Raw genomic sequence first — 22590 nt, 5'->3', positions numbered from 1 at the left:
GCATGCCCGGTTGCCGACCTGCCATGGCAAGGCTCAACAAGGCAGCGTGGCCTGGCATGTCCGGTTGCTGACCGGCCATGATAGCCATGCGTGGCAGCGTGGTGTGGCATGCCCGGTTGCTGACAGCCATGAGGGCAGGACGGCAGACGGACATGCATGGCGCCGCCAGGTCAGGCGCAGCATGGCACGGCCATGCGTGGCCGGGCTGGCTATGGTCTTTCCGTGGTTACTTTACCAGGGCCTCGTAGGCGCGGCGGCGGGCCTCAACGCTGTTGCGGCCCAGAGTGAGCGCATCTGTGGTAGCACGGGTAAAGAACTCTACCATCACAGGTTTGTCGGTCGTATCAAGCGGAGCAATGAGCGCATCAAGGGCGGCATCGACCTCATCATCGCTGCTGATGCTGATGTACTTAAAGCCACGGCTTTCAGCCCAGCCTTTAGCCTGAGAATGATGCTGCGCAGTTACATATTTCTTGCCGGCCTCATCAAGTGACAGACCAGGCAGTGCATGGAAAATCTCGCCGCCACCATTGTTGAGCAGCAGAATACGTACATTGGAACGAACATACTCATTCCACAGGGCATTCATGTCATAGAAGAAACTCAGGTCACCAATGATTATGACATTGAGCCTGCTGCTTGCTGAAGCATAGCCAATGGCAGTGGACAGAGATCCCTCAATACCGTTGACGCCACGGTTGGACAGCACGGTAATGTTGCGGTCCTGATGGCCACGGTTGCCGAAAATCTGAGCATAACGAACTGTTGAGCTGTTAGCCAGATGGACAGTGGTATTGTCCGGCAGACATGACATCAGTCTGTCCAGAGCATTCATGTGGGAGAAATCAAAGCCTGGAGTACACATCACACTCATGAGGTTCCTGGCCAGCGAGGCATAAAGCGCACGGGAACGGGCCAGATCAGGCAGAGTATGACGGGTATTGCGCATCAGGCGGCGTAAAGTCTCCACGGTGGACTTGCATGAAGCCACTGGATTGACTTTGCACTCCTCAGCAGCACCTTCCATAATGGCCTTGAGGTCCACAGGATGGCGCTCTTTTAATATGGCTACAGCACGGTGCAGAACCTTGATGAAACGCTCTCCATCCATCTCTACCACACCAGTTACACACTTGAACAGATCAGCTATGCTGCCATCCGGGCTGACATGCAGGTGATTTGCAGGTCTGTGAGTTCTCAGGAAGCGGCGCAGATTCTTCGAGATGATATGACCACCTACTGTAATAACCAGATCAGGTGGAGTAAGTGCACGGGCATAGGAAACAGAACGCGGAGAGTTTGCCCTGTCCTCGGCAATAAGAGGAGCAGCTACAGAAAGCTCGGAAATAAAAAGATCTACCTGAGTGCATATGCCATGGGCATATTCCACATTGGTAATGGTCTCAGCCAGAACCACCATGGATGAAGAAAGATCGGTCCACAGCTGGTGACTGGTTCCACAGGACAGACCATCAAGGCTCTGTCCTACCACCAGCATGATGCTGCCTGACTGGGCAAGGTAGCCAGCCAGTGCCTGAGCCCAGCTTTCCATAGAGCCGTAATTATTGCAGTCTGAACATGAGGCATCACTGCCTGCCGGAGTCCTGCCGCAATCACCGTGACAGTGGTCTGCGCATCCTGCTGAAGTCATGCATCTGAAGGCATTAAAAGATTCCAGCTGCTTAAGGCGCTCCTGCTCCAGATCCACATCAAGAGGATTCTGATCGTCATATAGACGCTGCTGCAACTCAAGCTGACGGTATGAATTGAGGTCATAACGACGGATAACACGGGCATGAGGCAGCTCAGTTACTGAAAAATCAAAGAAAGGATCAGAAACAGGAACATTGATATGTACCGGACCCTTGCCATGATGATCAAGCTCCAGCAGAGCTTCGTTGACCATACGGTTTACGTACCACTCATCCTCAGGGCTCTGAATCTCAACCAGAGAAACTGACTTCCTGACCAGAGTACGGAATACATCTTCCTGTGGCAGGGTCTGTCCATCCATCTGACCAATCCATGCCTTGGGACGGTCAGCTGAAATGACCAGCAGCGGAATCTGCTGGTAGAAGGCCTCACTTACGGCCGGATGTAAATTAAGCAGCGAAGAGCCAGAAGTAACCACTACAGCCACAGGCTCACGGTTATTTCTTTCCTGTGCCAGACCCAGAGCAAAGAAGCCGGCACTGCGCTCATCAGTGATTGACCAGGTCTCAAACTTTCCTGAGCTCAATATGGTCTGCACCAGCGGGATGTCACGGCTTCCCGGGCATAAAATTACCCTCTTCACGCCATGACTTATCATCAGTGCTACCAGCTGCAGCACGTTCTTCTTTACTGAATAATTTGCCATTTATGCCTCCGAGGCAGGATTGACTATGGCTGAGGTGACGGCACGCATCTTATTGCAGGCCTCTGTAAGCTCTGACTCACATACAGACTGGCGCAGATTACCGCCACCGGCATAACATGAGGCCAGAACACACTGGTTGCTTCCAGGCTCAGGGAAAGTAATTTCCATGCAGCGCAGGTTTACATAAAGCTGACTGTCGCCGCTGAGGTTGAGCGGTCCAAGCATGCCTGCGTAGTAGCGACGGTCAATGCTCTCATGCTCAACAATAAAGGAATAGGCCTCCTGCTTTGGCAGGCCGCAGACGGCTGGGGTTGGATGCAGGCGGCCAATGAGCTCACCAAGACGGCTTTCATCTCTGAAAGTAAAAGCAAAGTCAGTACGAAGATGACGTACCGGACCTGCCATGGTGGTGTAAGGGCCTTCTTCTCTGATGTCCTGAGCATAAGGGGTTATTACTTCCCTGATGTAGTCAGTGACATACTCCTGCTCCTGACGGTCTTTGGTTGACCACTCGCTCAGATCATATGGATCATTTTCATTGCAACAGTCATGGCTTTTGTTAATCATTGTTCCAGCCAGAGACATGGTCTGATAATGCTGATCACGGCCACGCAGCAGAATTTCCGGTGTGGCCCCCAGCCAGGTACCGGTTACCGGAGAGCTTACCAGTGATACCATCATGCGCCTATAGAGTGAGCAGGCATGGTCAAAGGAGGAAAAAGCAAGGAAAGGACGGTACTTTAGTACCTTGCGGGTAGAAAGTACCAGCTTGTCAAAACGGTGGGAATTTAGTGCCTCATGGAAGACCTCAAAGTCACGACGGTACAGAGTCTGCTGCTCTTCCCACAGCTGCTCATGATCCTGAGCAAAACAGCATGGAGCGGTACAGCTGCTGTTGCTGTCGCCTGTGCTCAGGGAGCTCTGACTCTGGCCTGCAGCTGCGTCTTTGGCTGTGGCAGCTGCAGCACTGCCGGCGTAACGCTCAAGCCAGGCGCTGACCTCACTTTCAGCACTCAGGCTCTGCAGATAGCTGCTGATCTGTTCACGTCCCCTGATAAGGTGATCAGGACGCAGCACCATCATTGGTGAGCTGGTGCTGATATTAAATGGAGCCATGAGAAAGCCTGACTTGTCAGCCAGCTCCTCAAAAGATCCAGGAGTAATCAGATCGCCGCCATCCTGAACCATCAGATATGGCTCATCCTCATTGGGCAGTCGATACAGAGCAAAAGACTTTCCAAGGGCAATTGCTGCCTCCAGCACCAAATCATTATCAACAACAACAGCAGAAGACACCTTATCCTCACTAAAGTCTTTTATAAACAGCAATTAATAGACATTACGGACCGCTTTAACGGGGTCTGTCACTTCAACAGCAACACAGCCAGAGGCGGCCACTTTCAGTTAATTCCGGCCTGCCACCACTGCAGACCACGGCATGTCAAAGCACCATGGTGTCCGTACACATGCATGCAGGCACGCCCGTGCACCAGCCGTTACCTGCATTCCGGCCGGCCCCTGAAAAGCTCCCGGCCTGTGCCTGAGCTGCAGCCGACCTGCGCAGCCGCAGCCGGCACGTGCCTCCAGGCAGCAGCCGAGACCTGCGCCTGAAGCAGACAGCAAAGACTCGTCATGGTATCAGGTCCTGGCTTACCACATCGTATGACTGTGACTGATGAAAGGACTGCACGGGCTGCAGGGCTTTTTTGAGCAGCCACAGGTCAGGATGCAAAGCCTGCGGTCTGCATACGCGCATCAGATGATTAACGCTTTTTGATAATGGCGTTGGTGACGCGGGCAGTTGAAATCATCTTGCCATTCTCATCAGTTATATCAATGTTCCACAGATGAGAGGTTGAACCCTTATGCAGGGATGTGCATATGATTTTGAGCTTCTGACCAAGACGGGCCATGGAGACGTGACTTGCTGTCACGTTCATACCTACAGGGTGTTCGCCAGGCTCGCATAAAGCCATGGAAGCCACACCGGCTACAGTCTCAGCCAGCGCAAGAGAGGTACCGCCGTGGAGAATATGGCCTGCAGGAGTTGGTCTGCAGTGCACATAGGCAAGAGTTACCTCAGCATGCACCTGTCCACGCTCAATAAGAGTGAATACAGGGGCCAGTGCTCTTACCAGACAGTCATGCTCACTGTCAGGACCACGGCCATGAAGGGCAGATTCCAGATCAAAATTCTCAAGGCCGGCACCAAAAACACAGCCCCAGTCGGCATCACCAGGACCAGGTCCATCTACACCCGGTGGAGTATAAGCAGGTTCACTGGAGAAGTAACCGCAAGTGCATCCGCCATCCTGGCAATATTCCTGTGACATAGAATCCTTCCTTGTATTTGCTCTGATTAAGCCTTTCTGACCGCCCCACGGTCAATTGCAGGGCCGCCAGGCCGATCCTGCTGATTATAACATGCCCATTGATTGAGCCTTATCTCCTGCAGGACTAACAACACATTCTGTGACATCAGGCATGTCCTTATACGACACATACCACTTAGCCTGCCCGGCCGCCTGACTGCCCATCAGCAGCTGCAGCCGCAGCTGCAACAGCAGCAGCAACCTCCGCTGCACATCCCCATGGAACTTGCTGCCTCAGTCTTAACTCCCTTTGACTGAGTACCACTGGACGCCCGGCCGCCCCTGCAGCTCCGGCCAAGGGCATATCCGGCTCACGGCATCTCCGCCCCACGGCATCTCCGGAGCTCATGGCTGCACTTACCTGGCTCTGCGCCAATTCTGACTATGCTGCCCATTTTACTATCGCTCCCATTATGACTATGGCGCCCATTCTTACCACAGTGCCTCTTTTAACCATTGGGGGCTGGCAGAGCAGGCTGTTCGCCCTGTCTTTATAGAAAACTGCTTTCGGAAGGTGCTGCTGGTGAACACTCACTGACAGGCGCTCTGGATGTTATCGGCTCGTTGTTCTGATCTGAACGCTGGCAGCAAGTTGCGTCCTGCTTCAGGGAACTGTGGAGGCTGGTGTTTGCATATATGACATTTAACTGAATAATAGGTCGTATTGCGGCCCAGTGCAAAATCATGCTTTGAGCGTACAGGAGCCTGACCGATGCCGTGTCAGTGCCGTTTTATGGACAAATTGTGACCAGTGCCAGATTTGCTTACATTCAGAAGGTGAGCCGAAGGCTGTGACCTTCCTGAAGTTATTCTTTGCTGGTACACTAAGTTACAACATATGACCTGAGCCCATCAGCCTGTGACCTGTGCTTTCCTGCCCCTTGTTACCAGGCCTTTGCAAGGCTCCAGTGTCTGCGCCCGCACCGTCTGCCAGGTAAAAGCAAAAAGCCATAACGTTGCATACCTTTGTCTTTATGCCGCTGCACCTGCACCCTCTGCCAAGGTCATGGTGCGCAGCCCTCGACGCTGCAGGAAGGCTGTGAATGTCTCTGCCAGTGCCGGCATATTTGCTGCCGGTGCCAGCATGTTCCTGCTGGCGTATGTGCTGCCTGTAACAGCCCTGGCCATATGTCTGTTTATCCCGGAGCAACGCTCCTTACGATCAAACTCTTTTCGCTTTCAGCTTCCATTTTCATCACATTTGCATCAAGGCCACTTAGTTGTGGTCCTGTTACCTTCTACAGGTGCAAGGCCACTTCACTGTGGTCCTGTTACCTTCTACAGGTTCAAGGCCACTTAGTTGTGGTCCCGTTACCTTCTACAGGTTCAAGGCCACTTCACTGTGGTCCTGCTACCTTCTACAGGTTCAAGGCCACTTAGTTATGGTCCCTTTACCTTCTACAGGCTCAAGGCCACTTCACTGTGGTCCCGTTACCTTCTACAGGTTCAAGGCCACTTAGTTGTGGTCCCGCTACCTTCTACAGGTTTAAGGCCACTTAGTTGTGGTCCCGTTACCTTCTACAGGCTCAAGGTCAATCATGGCTCAAAACTCTCAAGATAAAAATCGTCCGGACAAGCTTCTGAACCATCTGAAGTCCATAGGCCCTTACAAGAACTCCAGCAATCAGCAGGATGAGAAAAGAGCTGAGAACGACAACTACAGGACCCTTGATCCTATTGATATTGCTCTGCCACTCCTTGAGAAGTACCTTCAGATCCTGCGCAGCTGTCTGCAAAACAGACAGTCACGCTTTTTCTTTATCACCGGACATGCCGGTGACGGCAAGACCTACTTCCTGCGCTCAGTGTGTACCGCCCCTGAGCTCTTTGGTCTTAGCGAATCCGCCTGGCGTCTGGTGCTCAATGACAGAGTGATGTCCTTTACTGTCGACGCCGAAGGCAATGCCATTGAGAGCAGCTGTGTATACCTTTCCCCTGACAGCACTGCAGTAAATCACATCACCAGTGTCTGCCTGCCCCATCTGTCCTTAAAGCTCAATATAGTCACTGACCTTTCAGGCATTGATGTCTCCAGTGCAGAGAATCACCTGCTCATCAACATGCTCGAGCAGACCGCTCTGCTGGCCGCTCATGACTGCCCGGCTGACGAGACCGCCGCCGGCTTTGACCGGATCACCGCAAAACTCAGAGCGCAGATGCTGGCAGGTGCCAGTGGGGAGGACGGCAGCTCTTCAGGTGCCGGTGGTGTGTGCGGCAGCTGTGCCGGTGCAGATGGTGTGGGCAGCAGCTGTGCCGGTGCAGATGGTGTGGGTGGCAGCTCTGCCGGTGCCGCTGGTGCGGGTGGACGCGCTACTGGTACCGGGGATAGCGCAGCCGAAGGTGACTGGCAGTTCATGATTACCCTGGTTGCCGGTAACAAGGGACGTATTCTGCGTCTGTTTCAGACCTGCAGAGAGATGGATGACAGCTCCAGCATGTGCAGCATATTCCCTGAGCTTGCTCCTGACATGGATAACGTGGTCAGGAACATTGAGGAGCATATGCTCACTGAGCAGACCTTCAAGAGCTCCTTTATGCAGCTTCTGTCTTTCAGTGACCTTATGGACCGCGATGGCGTGCTCAAAATCATCACTGCCCTGACCGAACATCCGGCATGGGAAAACTGCAGTGCCTGCAAGGCTGTTGAGGACTGCCCGGTGCGGGCCAACCGCAAGGTGCTCATGGATAAAGATGTGCAGAGCAATCTGTGCGATGTCTTTGAGATCATTCATGACGAAGGCATGAAGCTCAACATGCGCCGCATGCAGATACTGCTTAGCAATGCCATTATCGGAAACCGCAACGAGCAGTCCGGCTCCGATCGCTGCTACACCTGCAAGACCTGCTGCAATGACGTTGAAAGCGAGCGCAGGAGCGGCAAAAAAGCCGCCCGACGCAGCTCACCTTTTGACAATCTGCTCGGCCTTAACCTCAGGCGCACCGACATTACCGGTGACTATGTAGACCTGTTCAAAATGCTGCGCCGCATCGGCCCGGGCAGCAACGCTACCCACCTTATCAACAGCTTTATCTTAAGCGGTGCCGACCGCGACTGCAGCCTGAGCGCCGATGCCACCACAGCAGACGCTGCTGGTGCGGTGCCGGGCATCAGTGATGAGCAGTCGATCCGCAGACAGGCTCTGGAGCGGCTGTATGCCCGTACTGTCAGCAATCCTGACTTTGATGTCACTGGCAGTTATGAAGTGCTAAGGCAGGCACTGCAGCAGTGCCGCAAGAATTCAATGGACGATGATGATGCTGCAAATACAGTGGACATCAACAGGGTGGTGAGCGCTCTGCGCCGTCAGCTCTTTTTCACCATGCCAATGCCTGGTGACGGAACACGGCAGGATGTCTTTGGTGAGAGCATCTGGGATCTGAGCGACATCAGATATGGCCGTCAGTACCTGGAGCTCAAACGACATCTGCGCACCAGCTTTGACCTTACTGATGACAGCATGGCCCGCATGGTAAGACAGCTGCTCAATGGCCTTAACTGTGCCTTTACCGCTCTGCCGGTGCTCGACAGCGAAAAGCATGTCTACGTCACCACCAATAACAGAATCAATCCGGCCGCCTACAGCGTGCTGCCTCATCCAGACCGTTATGTTCTGCTCTTTGACGGAACTTCCTCGCAGTTTAACGGGGTTATCAAGCTCATCAACTCCGGCCTGCTTGAGGACAGCCGTGGCCTGCCTGCTTTTGCCTGGTTCAGCGCCGGTGATGAGCCCTATGCCGGCAACAGTACCGCCGGCAGTGCAGGTGCTGCAGATGACGTAAGCGATCAATATCAGGCTCTGGCCCGTGCTCTTGAGAAAGACCAGGATCTTTTGAACACATTTACCTCGGTATTTGCAGGCCACAAGGACAAGAAACGCTTTAAGAACATCTTTGGCGGCGCTCCGGAAAAATTCCCTTTGAGCAAGCAGCTTGAGGAAATGGTTCCTTACTTGAGACGCCGCAGTGAGGACGGGGATCTGACCGACCATGAGGAAAGCTTCCTCACAAGCATTGAAGAGCTTGCAGATCAGGTTTCTCAGTACCAGGCATCCTGTGTCCCGGACAGCCGGGTCTCATACCCGCCTGCGGCCCTCATTAACGGATACAGCCCGGTTCCGGCAGCCAGCATGATTCTGACTCCTTCACTGTTCAGCTACCTGATGTCACTGGGTGCAGGCATGAGTGCAGTTTCCTTTACTCAGGAATGCAGCGATGCCATCAACATCTTCAAGGATCACCTCGACCACAGAATCAGGGAGCTGCGCTGCCTCAGGGCCGGCAAAGACGGCCGCCAGCTCAGCTCCGACAACGATCTGAGCACCCTGCGTTTCTGCGTCATCAACGAACAGGGCAAGCTTACCGCCTCCTCATAACAACCGGCTCTGCATGACCACACGCACGCAACGCTCCACTCCCACGACGCCCGCGCCCGTGACCGAGCCTCTCCAGAACCTTTGCCATGACCAGGCAGTACGGTCTGGCTGCAGTCAAAACCAGTGGGCCGGGCCACTGCCATGACCTGCTGCAAACGGTCTGGCTGCAGTCAAAACCAGTGGGCCGGGCCCCTGCCATGACCTGCTGCAAACGGTCTGGCTGCAGTCAAGACCAGTGGGCCGGGGCCCTGCCATGACCTGCTGCAAACGGTCTGGCTGCAGTCAAAACCAGTGGGCCGGGCCCCTGCCATGACCTGCTGCAAGACGTGCCATGACGGCTATTAACTGCATGACTGCGAGCAACTTTGAGCTCACGGCCTGCAACGCCGATTGCACATTGCCGCATGTTGGCTGGGCTGCCCCGGGTGTGGTGCCAATAACAGGCAAGAGATGCTTATGGCCGACTCGTATAGCCATGAGGCCAGGAGGCCGGGTACTTACTCAGATAACGGGAGTTGCACGCTGCAGCTCTGATAACAGGCAATGCCGCAGTCTGCACAGATGACAAGGGCTTGAGATAACTCAGGAAGACTTTATGACCACCTACTCCTCTCCACAAGAGCGCTTAAGCGCCTGCACCATTACCAGACTTGAGCCCTCTGACCATGATTATGCCGATCGCATTCGACGCGAGGGCGCCAACAAATTTAATCCTGAGGCCGGTGATACGGAGCTCAAGCTGATCCTGCCCTCCACTATGGATCAGGCTGAGGCTATTTTTGATGACAGCGATGCAGGCCGGGCTGCCCTTGATGCCATTGCAGCACTGATCAGAATGCAGGAAGACTGCTTTCTTGGTGAGCGCATGCCATGCTGGCCTGATGACAACCAGGGCGTCAACTATATACTGCGTGGTCAGTATCTGGGTTATGCCCTGCATGAAGATGAGCCCCCTGAGCACATGATGCTCGAACTGCTGCAGGTGCTGGCATCCCAGAATCCTGCTGCTCCTCTCAGTGATCAGTGCTGCAGCCAGTATGGCAGCACCGTCTTTAACAGAGCCCGCCGTCTGCTGCTGCGCCGCATTGTCTTTAACAATCCCTTCACCGGCACCATCTCGATCGGAAACAAAAACGATGAGGCCTGCTGGAAAGAATGGCAGACCCGCTTTAACGAGCACAACCGCTCCACGGGCAAATCCGGCGACAAATCCTCTGAGTTCGACAGCGATGCTGCCAGTACTTCTGAAGACTCTGTATGCATTGATGATGACACCCTGCTCAGACTGCGAAAAGCCTTTACCCAGGATAACGGCGCATCAGGCTTTGCCAGCTTTGCCCGTGCCGTAAGCCTGCTGCGCTGCAGCTCCATTGACCTTAACTCCGACCATGACTGGTCGACACGTTTCCTTTTCCCTTTCGGCATTAGCACCATCTTTACCGAGATCGACAAGAAAGGGATCAGAAAGTCCAATATCATGGCCGGTCAGGGACACATACTCTACACCATGCTGCAGCGCGATTACGCTCTCCAGCAGGCCTCCATGCATGGGTGTAAAAACACTGAATGCCGTACTGGCAACGGTAATGCAGAGGCTGCAGTTTGCGCGACTGACAGTTGCTGTGCAGACCAGCAGGCCTCCATGCATGGGTGTAAAAACACTGAATGCCGTACTGGCAGCGGTAATGCTGAGGCTGCAGTTTGCGCGACTGACAGTTGCTGTGAAGACCAGCAGGCCTCCATGCATGGGTGTAAAAACACTGAATGCCGTACTGGCAACGGCACTGCTGAGGCTGCAGTTTGCGCGACTGACAGTTGCTGTGAAGATGTTGGTCGACACCTTGTTAAGACTTTCTTTGAAGATCAGGATCAGATTGCGCGCTTTGCCATGCTCATCAATGCCAGTGAGTATAAAGTCATTAACGGACAGTCCTGCAGCTGTGATGAGAGCGAGGTGGTCAGAGCATTTCAGAACAGTGCAATTACCTATGAGGACTATAACGAACGCAGCAGCGCTCTGCGTGCTCTGAAAATTCCGGATGGCGGCATTGTTGACAGGACTGATACCCGCTATCTGCCTTACCGCTTCCTGCCGGTCTTTACAAGGCTAAGAGAAGATATTGAGGCCCTGCTGTCATGGGAAATCAACAAGCAGGACATGTTCATGCATTTAAGCCGCATGGTCGCCCTCAACTTTGCTGTCTATCTGCTCGAGCAGCAGCAGAAGATTTGCAATGGCCTGCATGAGTATGAACAGCAGGCTGCCCGTGAGGGCCGATCTGTCAGCCTTACTCAGAAAAAGACAGATGACATCAATCTGGTACTGTGTGCCGAAGATGCCGGTCTGCGTGGCCTTGCCCGCCTCTCTCACAACCGTCTTGATGAAAACAACAAACTGATGTCGATAAGCCGTGATGCCAGTGTGCGCTACCGTCTTAATAACTTCATTGACCTTGCCTGTCCTTTCCTGAGAAAGGATGGCGATCTGAACGACGCCCAGAAAGATCTGCTCTATGTCATTCGTCATGCCTGCTTTAACCGGGGCATCGATGACTTCAACCCGAAAGCTGATGACTTTGATCCGGGAGTGTTCAAAAGCTGCGCAGACTTCATAAAAAACACAGTTGAGGACCTGGATAAACACCGCAGCCACACCAGATACGTCCACCGATCCCTGCTCAAGAACATAGGCATGTGCTCATCAAGCCGCAATGCCAGCAACATGTACTACACCATGACCGACCGCATGCTGCGCACTCTGGTTCTGACAGTACTGGGACAGCGCAAAGCCGCACACATGAAGCTCAGCGACTTTATGAAAACCCTGTATGAGCGCTACCACATCGTCATCGGCCCTGAGCAGTCTTATGACTATCACTCAAGTCCGGATGAAAGCCTCAACATCAGACGAGATGACTTTGACGCCAACGAAAAGCATTTCAAAAACAGCCTGGCCCGTCTCAACATGCTGCTGGTCCTGAGCGACGAGTGCGAGTACATCAGACTTCCATCCTGATGCGGGCCTCAACTCCCCGTCCAGCAGTACCTTTGTGCCACTCAGAGCGCATACGGCCTGAAGCATGGGCCCTGCCCATCAGTCCGGCCATGTTTATGGCTCATACAGCCCGTGCAGGTAAGTGCGCTGACATTTGCCGGGCATCCTGGCTCAGCCGGGCATTGCAGATGCCTGCTCCGGCATGGCCAGGCTGTGCAAGGACGGTCTATGCATGGCCGGGCCGGGTCGGCATGGGTTTGATTGCCGCGATTACCACTGTCTTATTGCTCCTTTTGTTATCCCACCGGGAGATTATCTGTTATGAAACTCACTCCATTCCTGCATACCAGTACCTGTCTTATGGCAGCTGCGCAAGATGATGGCCTCCCGGCAGGCGCTGCTGCGGCAGCTGCTGCGGCAGCCGATGCGGCTGCGGTGACTGCTGCGACAGCCGATGCGACAGCGGTGAATGCTGCGGCAGCAGCCGCAGGGGGTGTGGCTGATCTGAGCGAGCCGGACTGGTCTGAAGATCAGGAAAGGCCGCTAAGTGATCTGTGCCTGCTAAGTCAGCCTATGAGTGAGGCCCTTGAGGCTGTCAGATCCTCATGGGCGCAAAGCCGCAGTGAGCAGGCTCTTGATGCCTGCGCCGGGAATCTCACCTCCGAGCTCATTGCCTTTGCCGGTATGCGCTGTGTGCTCGACTTCCTGCCGGGATCACGTGAGGAGTACTTAAGCGATCGTGGTGGCAACAGCGGCCTTGATATTGTGGTCATGGTCAATCTCAAGGAAGAGTACATAAGACTTATCTGTGACAGACTTGCAGCCATGGGCGCACAGTGCTACAGCTCCATGACTCAGGAGCAGCGTCTTACCGCCCCTGAAATCAGCAACTGGAGTGACAGTGACCGTGCCCGGTGCATCTGTCTTGCCGTCAACAGCCGCAATATCACCAGCGGATCTGATGATCTGCCATGGCTTTGTGAGCTCAGCGCCACTGATGCGCGCAATACCACTGCCGTCGGCCGCAAGCTCCTGTGTGCCGCCCTGTCCACCGAAAACACAGACACCCTTGGTCACAAGAACTGCCGCATAGACAACAAGGCTCTGATGCGCAGCATTGTCGACAATACCTTTGCCTTTGTTCAGGCAAAGGCCGCCGAACTGGAAATAGCCATAGCTGACAGCAAAAACGATGAAAACATCATCACTCAGGTGCTCAATGAGCTCGACCGCTCTGACTATGTCAGCAATCCTTACCATCTGGCCCGCTATGCCTGTGCCGTGATCAGGGGACTGCAGAGTGCCGGCAGCACGGCATCGCTCGAGCAGATCATTGGCCAGAGCCTGCAGGTGCTCTCATTCCCTGCTGACAGCAACATGTTCAGCAAGACCGGAAAGAAGAGCCAGTCATGGCATGGCTCCACCGCTGCCGCCGTGCTCAGGAACCGCAGCAGCTTTAAGGAGGGCCGTGACAGCAAGGGCGAAGATCTCGACTTTCAGGCCATGGCTGAAAACTATCTGAACAACTTCTGGCGCCGCCAGGAGGACAGAGAGCGCCTGACTTATGGAGGCCATGCCCTGATCCGCAACTGGCTTGCCGCCCTGCAGGCCCGGGACAGTGATGCTCTGACCCGGGCTTTTGAGCTGCTGTGCACTCTTGAATGGGAGGATGTGCTGGAAAATCTGCTGGGCAGCAGCGAACGCCGCCAGTCCAGCCAGAAACTGTGGGCCCAGACGGCCAGCCTTATCCGTGACAACATCACTGACGAGTCTGAGAACATTACCGCCGCCGAAGAGGCTGAGATCAAGCCTCTGGCCAATGCCGGCATCAAAAGCCTCAGCGATGAGGACAAGGAAAAGCTTGAGAATTTTTACCTTGCGCACCGCAACCACATCCAGACTGACAGCCGGATCGACAAGGACTGGCAGAAGCGCATCTACAACATCCAGAGCGCCACTGATGACAACTTCATGCTCTCACTGGCCCGTCTGCTCATGCTCAACTTCCCTTGTCAGGACGGTACCTGTATTGAGCGCATTACCCTTAAGCTCAATCTCACCAGCAATCAGATAAGAAACCTCAATGAGCATGCCGGTCACTATTTCAGCATGCGCTTTGGCCCATATCTCAGACGCCTCAAAGAGGAGCTGGGCGACATCTTTGTCATCAGCCTGCCATTTCGCCAGGCTGACAGCACCACCGGCGCGTCCGCCGGCGCTGTCAGCGCAGCCAGTGCCGAGGTCGAGACCGGCAGCCAGCAGCTGCCTGATCCGCTCACTGACTTTGGCGCTTTCATTGCGGCCAGACCGGCAAAGCGCAAAGGAAAAGGCAAATCATCAACGAAAAAGAGCTCCACGCCTGACAATGAGATCAAGTTCTTCCTCATAGTCAAGCTCAGCAACAGCACCAGAGAGGAGAAGCTCTCTTTCTCCTGGAAGATGGACAAGTCCGTGCCCGTTCATCTGAGCACCGATCTGTCATGTCTTACCAGAAGCAAAAGCAAGCGTCTGCTGCGCGGCACCTACCGTCAGCGCATCTTCGGTCAGACTGAAGATGAAATTCTCAGCATGACCCTCAAAAACAAGAGCACCATGCCCGGCAGCAGCAGCATGTTCTCAGGCGCTTATGCCGTTGATCTGAGCCGTCAGGCCCAGGATCTTTTTGAGGTGCTCAGAGGCCGGGCTGCCGATGCCGACAGCTCTCTGACTGAGAGGATTACTGCTCTCAAAGAGCAGTGGGAAGCCTTTACCAGTGAGTATATGGACTGTCTTAAGATCATGAGCAAGTGCCAGCTGCGCTATGAACATGCTTACGCTTTGTCAGTAAGCTATGCCCTGCTCCAGCACAGCATTCATGATGTCATTGCCGACTCAAGTACCTTAAGCTCCTGCATTGATCCCCTGCACAAGCTGCTCAGAGCACTGCTGCAGGTGGGCATGGCCTATCCTGAGGGCAGCGATGGTCTGAGTGCCGTGGCAACTCCTTTTACCGTAGAGAGCATGCGTGGCTTTACCGCCCGCATGGAGCGCCTGTGCGACCTCATTGTCAGCAAAGTCAGAAACAGCAGCTCGGCCTGGCAGGCCCGCCGCTGCATGGACATCCTGTCTGCAGAAATCAACTCGCCTGATGCCCCTGATCTGTGCGCCCTGCGCGACGATCAGCGCGGACAGCTGCTGGTTGCCTCCGAGTACACCTCAGGCTATACGGTCTACCGCCCGTTGCGTGCTGCTTACGCCATGAGCAGGAGCGGAGCTGCTGTCATGCCTGCAGGTTCGTCAGCGCCAGTGCCTCCATCAGTATGCACCGATGAGGTCATCAGCTTTATCGACAGTTATGTCAAAGGACGTCCTTTTACCCCTGAGCTCTTTACTGTCATGGTCAGAGACTGCCCTGACATTGAGCTGGCGGAGCTGCTTTACCAGCGCCTGAGAGACTTCAAGGGTCTCAAGGGCACACGTTTCCATCTGCTCTTTGTCAGCGACATCAGATACTCGCAGAAGATCTACAGCTGCTTTGAGATGCTGCGCAGCAGCCGTCAGCTGCAGGGCATCACCAGCTCTGACCGGGTACAGGTAAGCGTACTACCTGTGGTCAACAGCGATGATGCCACCGGCACTTACAGCTGCTTTTTCAACCGCAATGCCCTGGAGAGCGGTCTTATCAGTGCTCAGAGCACCATGTCAGGCTATGACATGAGCCGCATTGCTGACCTGGGTGTGCTCTTTTACAGCTTTGATGCCCGCGCCCGCACTGATTTCGTCAGAACCCGCCTGCCGGCCATTGCTGACAACAGCGCCGTTGCCGCCTCTTCAGTAAGCCGCAATATCTTTGATCAGTCATCAGAGGCCCGCGTTCGCCGCTGTGCCGTGAGCAATGTGCTCACAGCCGAGCGCATCCGCCTGTGCAACTCCCTTGCATTGCTCAGCGAAAACCAGGTAAGCCTGGACGAGTGCCGCCGCCTCGACCGCCACATCCGCGCCCACGCTGCCGCCGGCACAGCCGGCACAGCCGGCATGGGCGGCAATGGCGGCGTCAGCAGCGCCCGCGCCGGCGGCCCTGGCGACAACAACGAGCTCTTTGAGGTGACCCTTCCGTTCATGACCCTCAAGGATCCTGATGAGAACCTGCTCGATGAGGTGCACAGCAAGGCCGAGGTTGCAGCCTTTATCGATGAGCTGCCATGCCGCAGCATTCTCCGTCAGAAGGACAGGCATCTGGTCTACTACCGTCATCTGCGCAACCATAATGTCCACTTCCTGGTGTCCTCCACAGCTGAGCGTGCCTGGACCAGTCACTGGCTCCAGGATCTGTACGCCAGCCTGTATCCTGATGCCCGTGGCCACATGTTAAGGGCCCGTGACTTTGTGGATGTCATCAGACTCAGGGCTGCCGACATATCAGGCAGCATATTGCTGCGTGCTGAAAACCGCTGGAAAAACACCATGGAAATGGCCGGTACGGTCATGGCACGCTTCATATCCGAGCCCGTGCTCAGACAGCATGCCGCAAAATATGGCCATAACATGGCCGTGGATCCTGTTGAGGCCATGGATCATCCCGTGTTCCTCTCTCTTGATGACTACGCTCACATCTTTGCTCTCAACGGTCAGCAGCGCGCCGACATCCTGGCCCTGCAGATCTTCTGCCTGCCCGGCAGCACTGCCGCAGCTGACGCAGCCGGTGCCGGCGCGGCCGTCAGCGGCGCCGATGGTACTCAGGCCGGACCGGGCCGCCGCCGGCAGTATCTGCTGGCCGTGCAGGTCATTGAGTCCAAGTTCCTCAGTCAAAATGATCCTGAGGCCCGCAAGAAGTCCATCAGGCAGGCCAGTGAAACAGCCAACATGTTCTACTCGGCCTTTGAGAAGGGCACGGCTGACCGCATGCAGCTGCTCACCCGCCTTACCAGCATGATTGCCGACAACTGCAACGCCCGCTCCAGCGCTTTGAGTGACAGCCTCAAGCAGGTCATTCATGAAATCAACCAGGGGCATGTGCTGGTGGATGTCAGCGGCATTTCCGCAGTCTGCGAGTGCAACAGCGATGCAGGGCACAACACCTCCACGGCCAGAGTTGAGGCCGGCCATAAGGACAATGCCTTCGAGGTGCTGCAGATTGTGTTGAACCGCTCAGATGTCAAAAAGATCTTCAGCGACCTGTGTCAGTGGCACCGCGATACCGGCCACCAGACAGAGTCAGGTCGCCGCTTTGAGCTGCCGGACCTTGAGCTGCGCATGCCCGATGACAGCATCGATCGCCTGTCAGCCCTGGGCCGCCATTACACCATCAAGGACCACCCTGCCATTGACCTGAGCATCCCGCTCACCCCGGCCGCCTCAGCTGCAGCTGAAGCTGCCGTTGCCGCCGCCCGCGCATCAGCTACAGCTTCAGCCGCTGCAGATACCTCTAAGGCCGAGTCAGGTTCAGCCACGGCTGCGGCAACAACCTCAGTCACAGACAGTACTACTGCTGCAGCCAACAGCAGCGTTACTCATAACGATCAGGAGCCTGAACTCACTCCTGGCAACCACGCTGGCGCTGCTGCCGGTTCAAATACGGGCTCAGGCGCTGATGCTGATGCCTGCTCTGGCCATGATGTGCCTGGTCGTAACGACACGGTCATGGAAATCACTGATGATCTCAGTGTTGGCCAGAATGAACTCAGGGCCGGCGTGCTCAGTGAACAGGACAACGGTCATAATTCTGTCCTGAGCGCTGTCGGCATGGGCAACAGTGAGCCTGGTGCGCCGGCTCAGTTCATTGGTCTGCAGAACCATGCCTACAATCAGATCTCAGGAGCCACGCTCTCGGCCGCTTCGCTCAACGAAGACCTGACCGGCCTGCACAATGAGCAGCTTGAAAGACTGCGCAGGCTGGGCCTGAGCTCAGGTGACGGCGCTCCTTCCGGTGCAGGCGCAGGCGCTGGTGCAGGCACAAACGCCATGATTAATGACATTGACCTTGATTCGGGAGTGGGTCCTCACAGCGGCAGCAGCGACGGTGGGGGCATGTACTGCGATATCGACCTTGCAGCTCCAGGAAAGACCAGGGCTCAGGCCAATCTGGAGGCTGTGCTCAAGGCAAAGGAGAACGGGGCTGCGGTCATCCCGCCTCTGGCTCCAGGATTTGAGGAAAAGCAGCCTGCAGCTGACGACAGCGGCGGCGCGGCCGACCGTGGCCATGGTAATAACCATGACGCCGCCGCAGGCGGGGCCGGACAGAGCGCGGCTGAGCTGCTTACGGAGCCTGAGCGCCTGGCCCTGGTCAGGTTCTGGAGCGAGCATCCACTCATTGATGATTATGTGCGCCACGTGGAGCGGGATGTGACTGTTGAGCAGGACGGGCTTGAGCGTCAGGAGGGGCTTAATCATGCTGTGGCAGCCCTGGTCGAGTGCATGCACAAGGCCGGACTGCCTGCTGATGTCATGAGCAGTACCCTGACTCCTAACGGTGCCTGTGTGCGCCTTAGCGGCCATGACGATCTGAGCAGCAGGAAGATCCTCGACCTGAGTGAAAAGCTGTATACAGGTGATGCCGGCATCAAGCTCATTGCTGTACGCAGTGTGCAGCATGCCTATGAGCTCAATATCAGCTGGCCGGGCAATGAACGCCGTCCTGTGCCTTATCTGTCCCTGCTGCGAAGCCGCAGACTCAATGTGGATAACTTCAGCTGGCAGGGCCATACCTGCACTGGTTTTAACAGCTGCTATCTCATAGGTCTTAGCGACAACGACGGCGCCCCTGTTTATCTTGATCTCCGAGGCGTTTCCCCGCATACCCTGATAGGCGGTGCCACCAAGTCAGGCAAGTCCACCCTGCTCAATGCCCTCATCATGGACATGGTGCTGACCAATACCCCTGAGGAGCTGCAGCTTTATCTGGTAGACCCAAAGGGCGGAGCCGAGCTTGATGACTTTGCTGACCTGCCACATACCCAGTCAGTGCTGGTAAGCCCTGATGAATACGGCCCGGCATTCAGTCACATTATTGATGAGATGGAAAGCCGCCTTAAGCTCATGAGATCGCTGACCAAAGAGATCAAGCAGCAGCAGGGCTCATGCTCATCCATACGCGACATAGATGAATACAACGCCCGGGCCTGCGAGCATGGCCGTAACCGCATGCCGCGCATAGTGCTGGTAATTGATGAGTTTGCAGAAATCACCAGCGGCGAAATGGCAAAGGCCTTTGAGGACATGCTCACCCGCCTGTCCAACAAAGCCCGTGCCGCCGGCATCCACCTGCTGCTGTGCACCCAGCGCCCCGACAGCAAGGTTATGAACGGCCGCATCAAGAGCAATGTGGGCAACCGCATCTGCCTCAAGGTCAACGGCCAGCACGATACCGGCATCATTCTGAGCTCAAACGATTACGACGCCCGCACTCTCATGGGCTACGGCCACATGATTGCCATTGTGGACAGCCGCGACGGCGTCATTGCCCAGTCTCCGTTCATCGACCGCCGCACCGCCACAGATCTGATCGCGCTCATCACCCGCGAGTACCAGCTGCGCCAGCAGCCCACCAGGTAACAGTCAGCGCCCGCTCAGCTGTGCTGCGCAGGTACAAAGCAAGGCAGTGCTGTCATGGAGTGACGGCGCTGGACGGCAACATTCCATTTAAAAAGGCAGCTCCCTGGAGCTGCCTTTGATTTTCGGGCGTGACCGATCAAAGGACAGTTATTGTCATACTCAATCTTCCACATGCGGTCAAATCACTCGAGATAATGTGAGCTGGTCTCGTTTTGGATACTGAGCTTCTGCCATGGACGGCCTGTTTACACGCTTTTCTGCTACAATTAGACAGTCTGCCGATACGTAAAAGTATGCGGCCTGCCAGGATCTGCGCTGCAGAATCCTGCCTGCTGCTCTGCCTGTACTGCTGTTTTACAGCATAGTGTTCATCTCAACTATCGTAAGGAAGTTTTTATGGCCAACAAAGCCGCCGACAAATTCCTGAGCTACCTCAAGGACTACGGTCCTTATGTCAGCAGTAATGCACAGTATGATGAACATGTACGCAACTCAGCACGTCTCAATGGCATCAGACCTTTCTTATTTGAGATGCCCCGCCAGAACAGCTATCGCGATCAGATAGCCGCCTGCGTTCAGCAGGGCCGCTCCCAGATTTTCATCCTCAACGGTCAGGCCGGTGACGGCAAGACCCACTTCATGCGCCGCCTGTGCACCGACGCTCAGCTGTTCGGCCTTACTCCCGACACCTGGGATCTGTCCATCTCGGGCGTCTGGCGTGTGCTTCCTGTTGATGCCCAGGGTAATGCCCTGACCACTCCGTGCGTCACCTCCGATAACTTCGAGCTCACCGACAGCTCAGTCTGTGCCGCCGTCAAGCGCAGCAGCGATGACCGTACCTTCCGCGCCTGCACCATCATCATCCCGGCCGGCCAGAACCGCCCGCGCCCGGTCAGACTGGTAACAGTAAGCGATCTGTCTACTGTTGAGTCAAAAGAGGACATGGCCCTGATTGTCTCGACCCTGGAGACCTGCGCCCGTGAGTATGGCGCTGCAGACGCTGCAGGCGCCGGCGCGTCAGCTGACAGGGCAGCCGGTGCTGACGGCGCCGGGGACTATGTCACCATTGGACTGATTGCCGGCAACAATGGTCGTATTCTCAAGCTTTTCCAGGACTGTGAAAGTTATATCCGCAGCCGCGATGCCGGGCTGCGCCAGTCACTGAGCACTCTGGCTGCAGACATGGAAAAGCACATGCTGACCCGACGTGTCTTTTCCTGTGACTTCCTTACCCTGCTGACCATGACTGACTGCCTTGATCGTCAGGCCGTCAGAAATATTTTCCTGAGCGTGCTTGATCATGAGGGCTGGGAAAAGTGCGAAGGCTGTGAGGCCTGCAGCAAGTGTGCTGTTTACTCCAACCGCCGTGTCCTGCGTACGGATCGCATTATCAACAAGTTCTGCGACGTTTTTGAGCTGGCCCGTGACAATGGCATCAACTTCACCGTACGCAACATCCTGATGATTGTTGCCAACGGCGTGGTGGGCAACAGCGACTCCAAGCGCTACTACAGCTGCACCAAGGCCCTCAATGACGCTCTGGGCAGGAACAAAAAGGAACTGAGCGATCGCCGCACCTCTCCTTTTGACAATCTGCTGGGCCGCAACATGACCAAAACCAGACGTCAGGAGGCCGAAGATGAACTTGCCATTTATGACAACTCGGCCACAGAGCTGCCGGTCTTCAAACTGCTCGAGCTCTTTGCTGTAGGCAAGACCGGGTGCCGCACCGCCGACAGCTTCATCCTCAAGGGCAATCTCCCAGGCAGTCCGGCAGCGGCCGCTCACAGGGCTCTGATAACCTCATGTGATGAAGTGGGCATGCTCAAAAAGCTCAATGACTGCATTGATGAGATTCGCGACCACATCAACAGCGATGGCAGCAGCGCAGCTACCCTCACTCAGCAGAGGACCATGCACGGCTGCATGCAGGCCCTGCGCCGCCAGCTGTTCTTTGTCATGCCTGAAGCCCCGAACGCCCTGTTCAATGAATGGGACATGACTGCAATCAGTTATGGCTCTGCTTACCTTAAGACCAAGCAGCTTCTGAGAACCACCTTCAATCTTGATGACGAGTCCATTGCTCCTTCTGTGGGGCAGCTTATCAACGGACTTAACCGCGCCTTTACCTCACTGCCGGTAATCAACAGTGACAAGAAGGTCTTCATCACCTCCAACAACAGAATCAATCCGGCCGCCTACAGCGTTCTTCCTGATTTCAACCGCTATCAGATTGCCTTTGATGGCAGCCCTGAAAACTTCAGCAATGTCATCAAGCTGGTTCACTCCGGCCTGGTCAAGGACAGCCGTGCCATTCCGGCTCTGGTCTACTACCGCTCCAGCGCCACCGCCCGGCAAAATACAGATGCTTCTGATCCACGTAATGAAGCCATACTCAAGGCATTTAACGCCAGCAGCCGCCTGCAGCAGCATCTTAAGAACGAACTTGATAATACCCCTGGTTACTACGACGGCAGGCTCAATGGCGACCGCCACCAGGCACCTCTTATCATGCAGATTGATGCATGGATGAGCAAAATGAAAGATCTGAAAAACTTGGAGATGCTCTCTGGTGATGCATTGCTCGATTATGAGGAGCTCAGTGAACTGATGCGCAAGGCCGGTCAGAACTCCTCGAGTGTCATTGCCAGCGATCTCATCTCATATCCTGAGAATGTCACTTCATCAGGCCGTGAGCCCGATGCCGCTGCCTGGCTCATTCTGACTCCAAGGCTGTTCAACTACCTCATGGCTCTGGGGTCAGGACAGAGTGCTGTTTCCTTTACCCCGGAATGTGCAGATGAGGTCAGCCTGTTCAAGGACCGTATCGACTATCTGATTACCACTGCATCCCAGGCCGCCAGTGACCAGAGTGCTTCCTCAGACAGAAAGCTGCGCCTTGGCAATCTGAGGTTCTGCAGTCTCGATACTCAGGGACGTATCACCAACTGACCTTAAGGC

General features: G+C 55.2%; 7 protein-coding genes. 4 read left to right on the top strand and 3 right to left on the bottom strand.

Features of this window, described 5'->3' with window-relative positions; genetic code table 11:
• Positions 1–226: 226 nt before the first annotated feature.
• From MXE39_RS10435 to MXE39_RS10425, 3 genes are all read right to left on the bottom strand, one after another.
• Positions 227–2359: a 2-succinyl-5-enolpyruvyl-6-hydroxy-3-cyclohexene-1-carboxylate synthase gene (locus MXE39_RS10435; protein ID WP_246978590.1), complete on the bottom strand. Its 2133-nt coding sequence runs from the start codon at positions 2357–2359 to the stop codon at positions 227–229.
• Positions 2360–3655, bottom strand: a complete 1296-nt coding sequence (locus tag MXE39_RS10430; protein ID WP_246978588.1) for a chorismate-binding protein — start codon at positions 3653–3655, stop codon at positions 2360–2362. It lies immediately after the preceding gene.
• 467 nt (positions 3656–4122) lie between these two features.
• Positions 4123–4692: a PaaI family thioesterase gene (locus MXE39_RS10425; RefSeq protein WP_246978587.1), complete on the bottom strand. Its 570-nt coding sequence runs from the start codon at positions 4690–4692 to the stop codon at positions 4123–4125.
• A gap of 1577 nt (positions 4693–6269) precedes the next feature.
• On the opposite strand from MXE39_RS10425, the gene MXE39_RS10420 reads away from it, so the two are divergent.
• The 4 genes from MXE39_RS10420 (at position 6270) to MXE39_RS10405 (ending at position 22581) form a co-directional block, all read left to right on the top strand.
• Complete coding sequence (locus MXE39_RS10420) at positions 6270–9104, top strand: hypothetical protein (RefSeq protein ID WP_246978585.1); 2835 nt, start codon at positions 6270–6272, stop codon at positions 9102–9104.
• A gap of 595 nt (positions 9105–9699) precedes the next feature.
• The gene (locus MXE39_RS10415; protein WP_246978583.1) at positions 9700–12120 is read left to right on the top strand and encodes a hypothetical protein; all 2421 of its coding nucleotides are present in this window, start codon (positions 9700–9702) and stop codon (positions 12118–12120) included.
• Positions 12121–12420: 300 nt separating this feature from the next.
• Positions 12421–19629, top strand: a complete 7209-nt coding sequence (locus MXE39_RS10410; protein WP_246978581.1) for an FtsK/SpoIIIE domain-containing protein — start codon at positions 12421–12423, stop codon at positions 19627–19629.
• A 396-nt stretch (positions 19630–20025) separates the two neighbouring features.
• On the top strand, positions 20026–22581 hold the full coding sequence (locus MXE39_RS10405; protein ID WP_246978580.1) for a hypothetical protein: 2556 nt from the start codon (positions 20026–20028) through the stop codon (positions 22579–22581).
• Positions 22582–22590 lie beyond the last annotated feature (9 nt).

The organism is Anaerobiospirillum sp. NML120511 (assembly GCF_023050955.1).
In the GTDB taxonomy this organism is placed as follows: Bacteria; Pseudomonadota; Gammaproteobacteria; order Enterobacterales; family Succinivibrionaceae; genus Anaerobiospirillum.
This window is presented reverse-complemented; position numbering and strand designations above follow the sequence as displayed.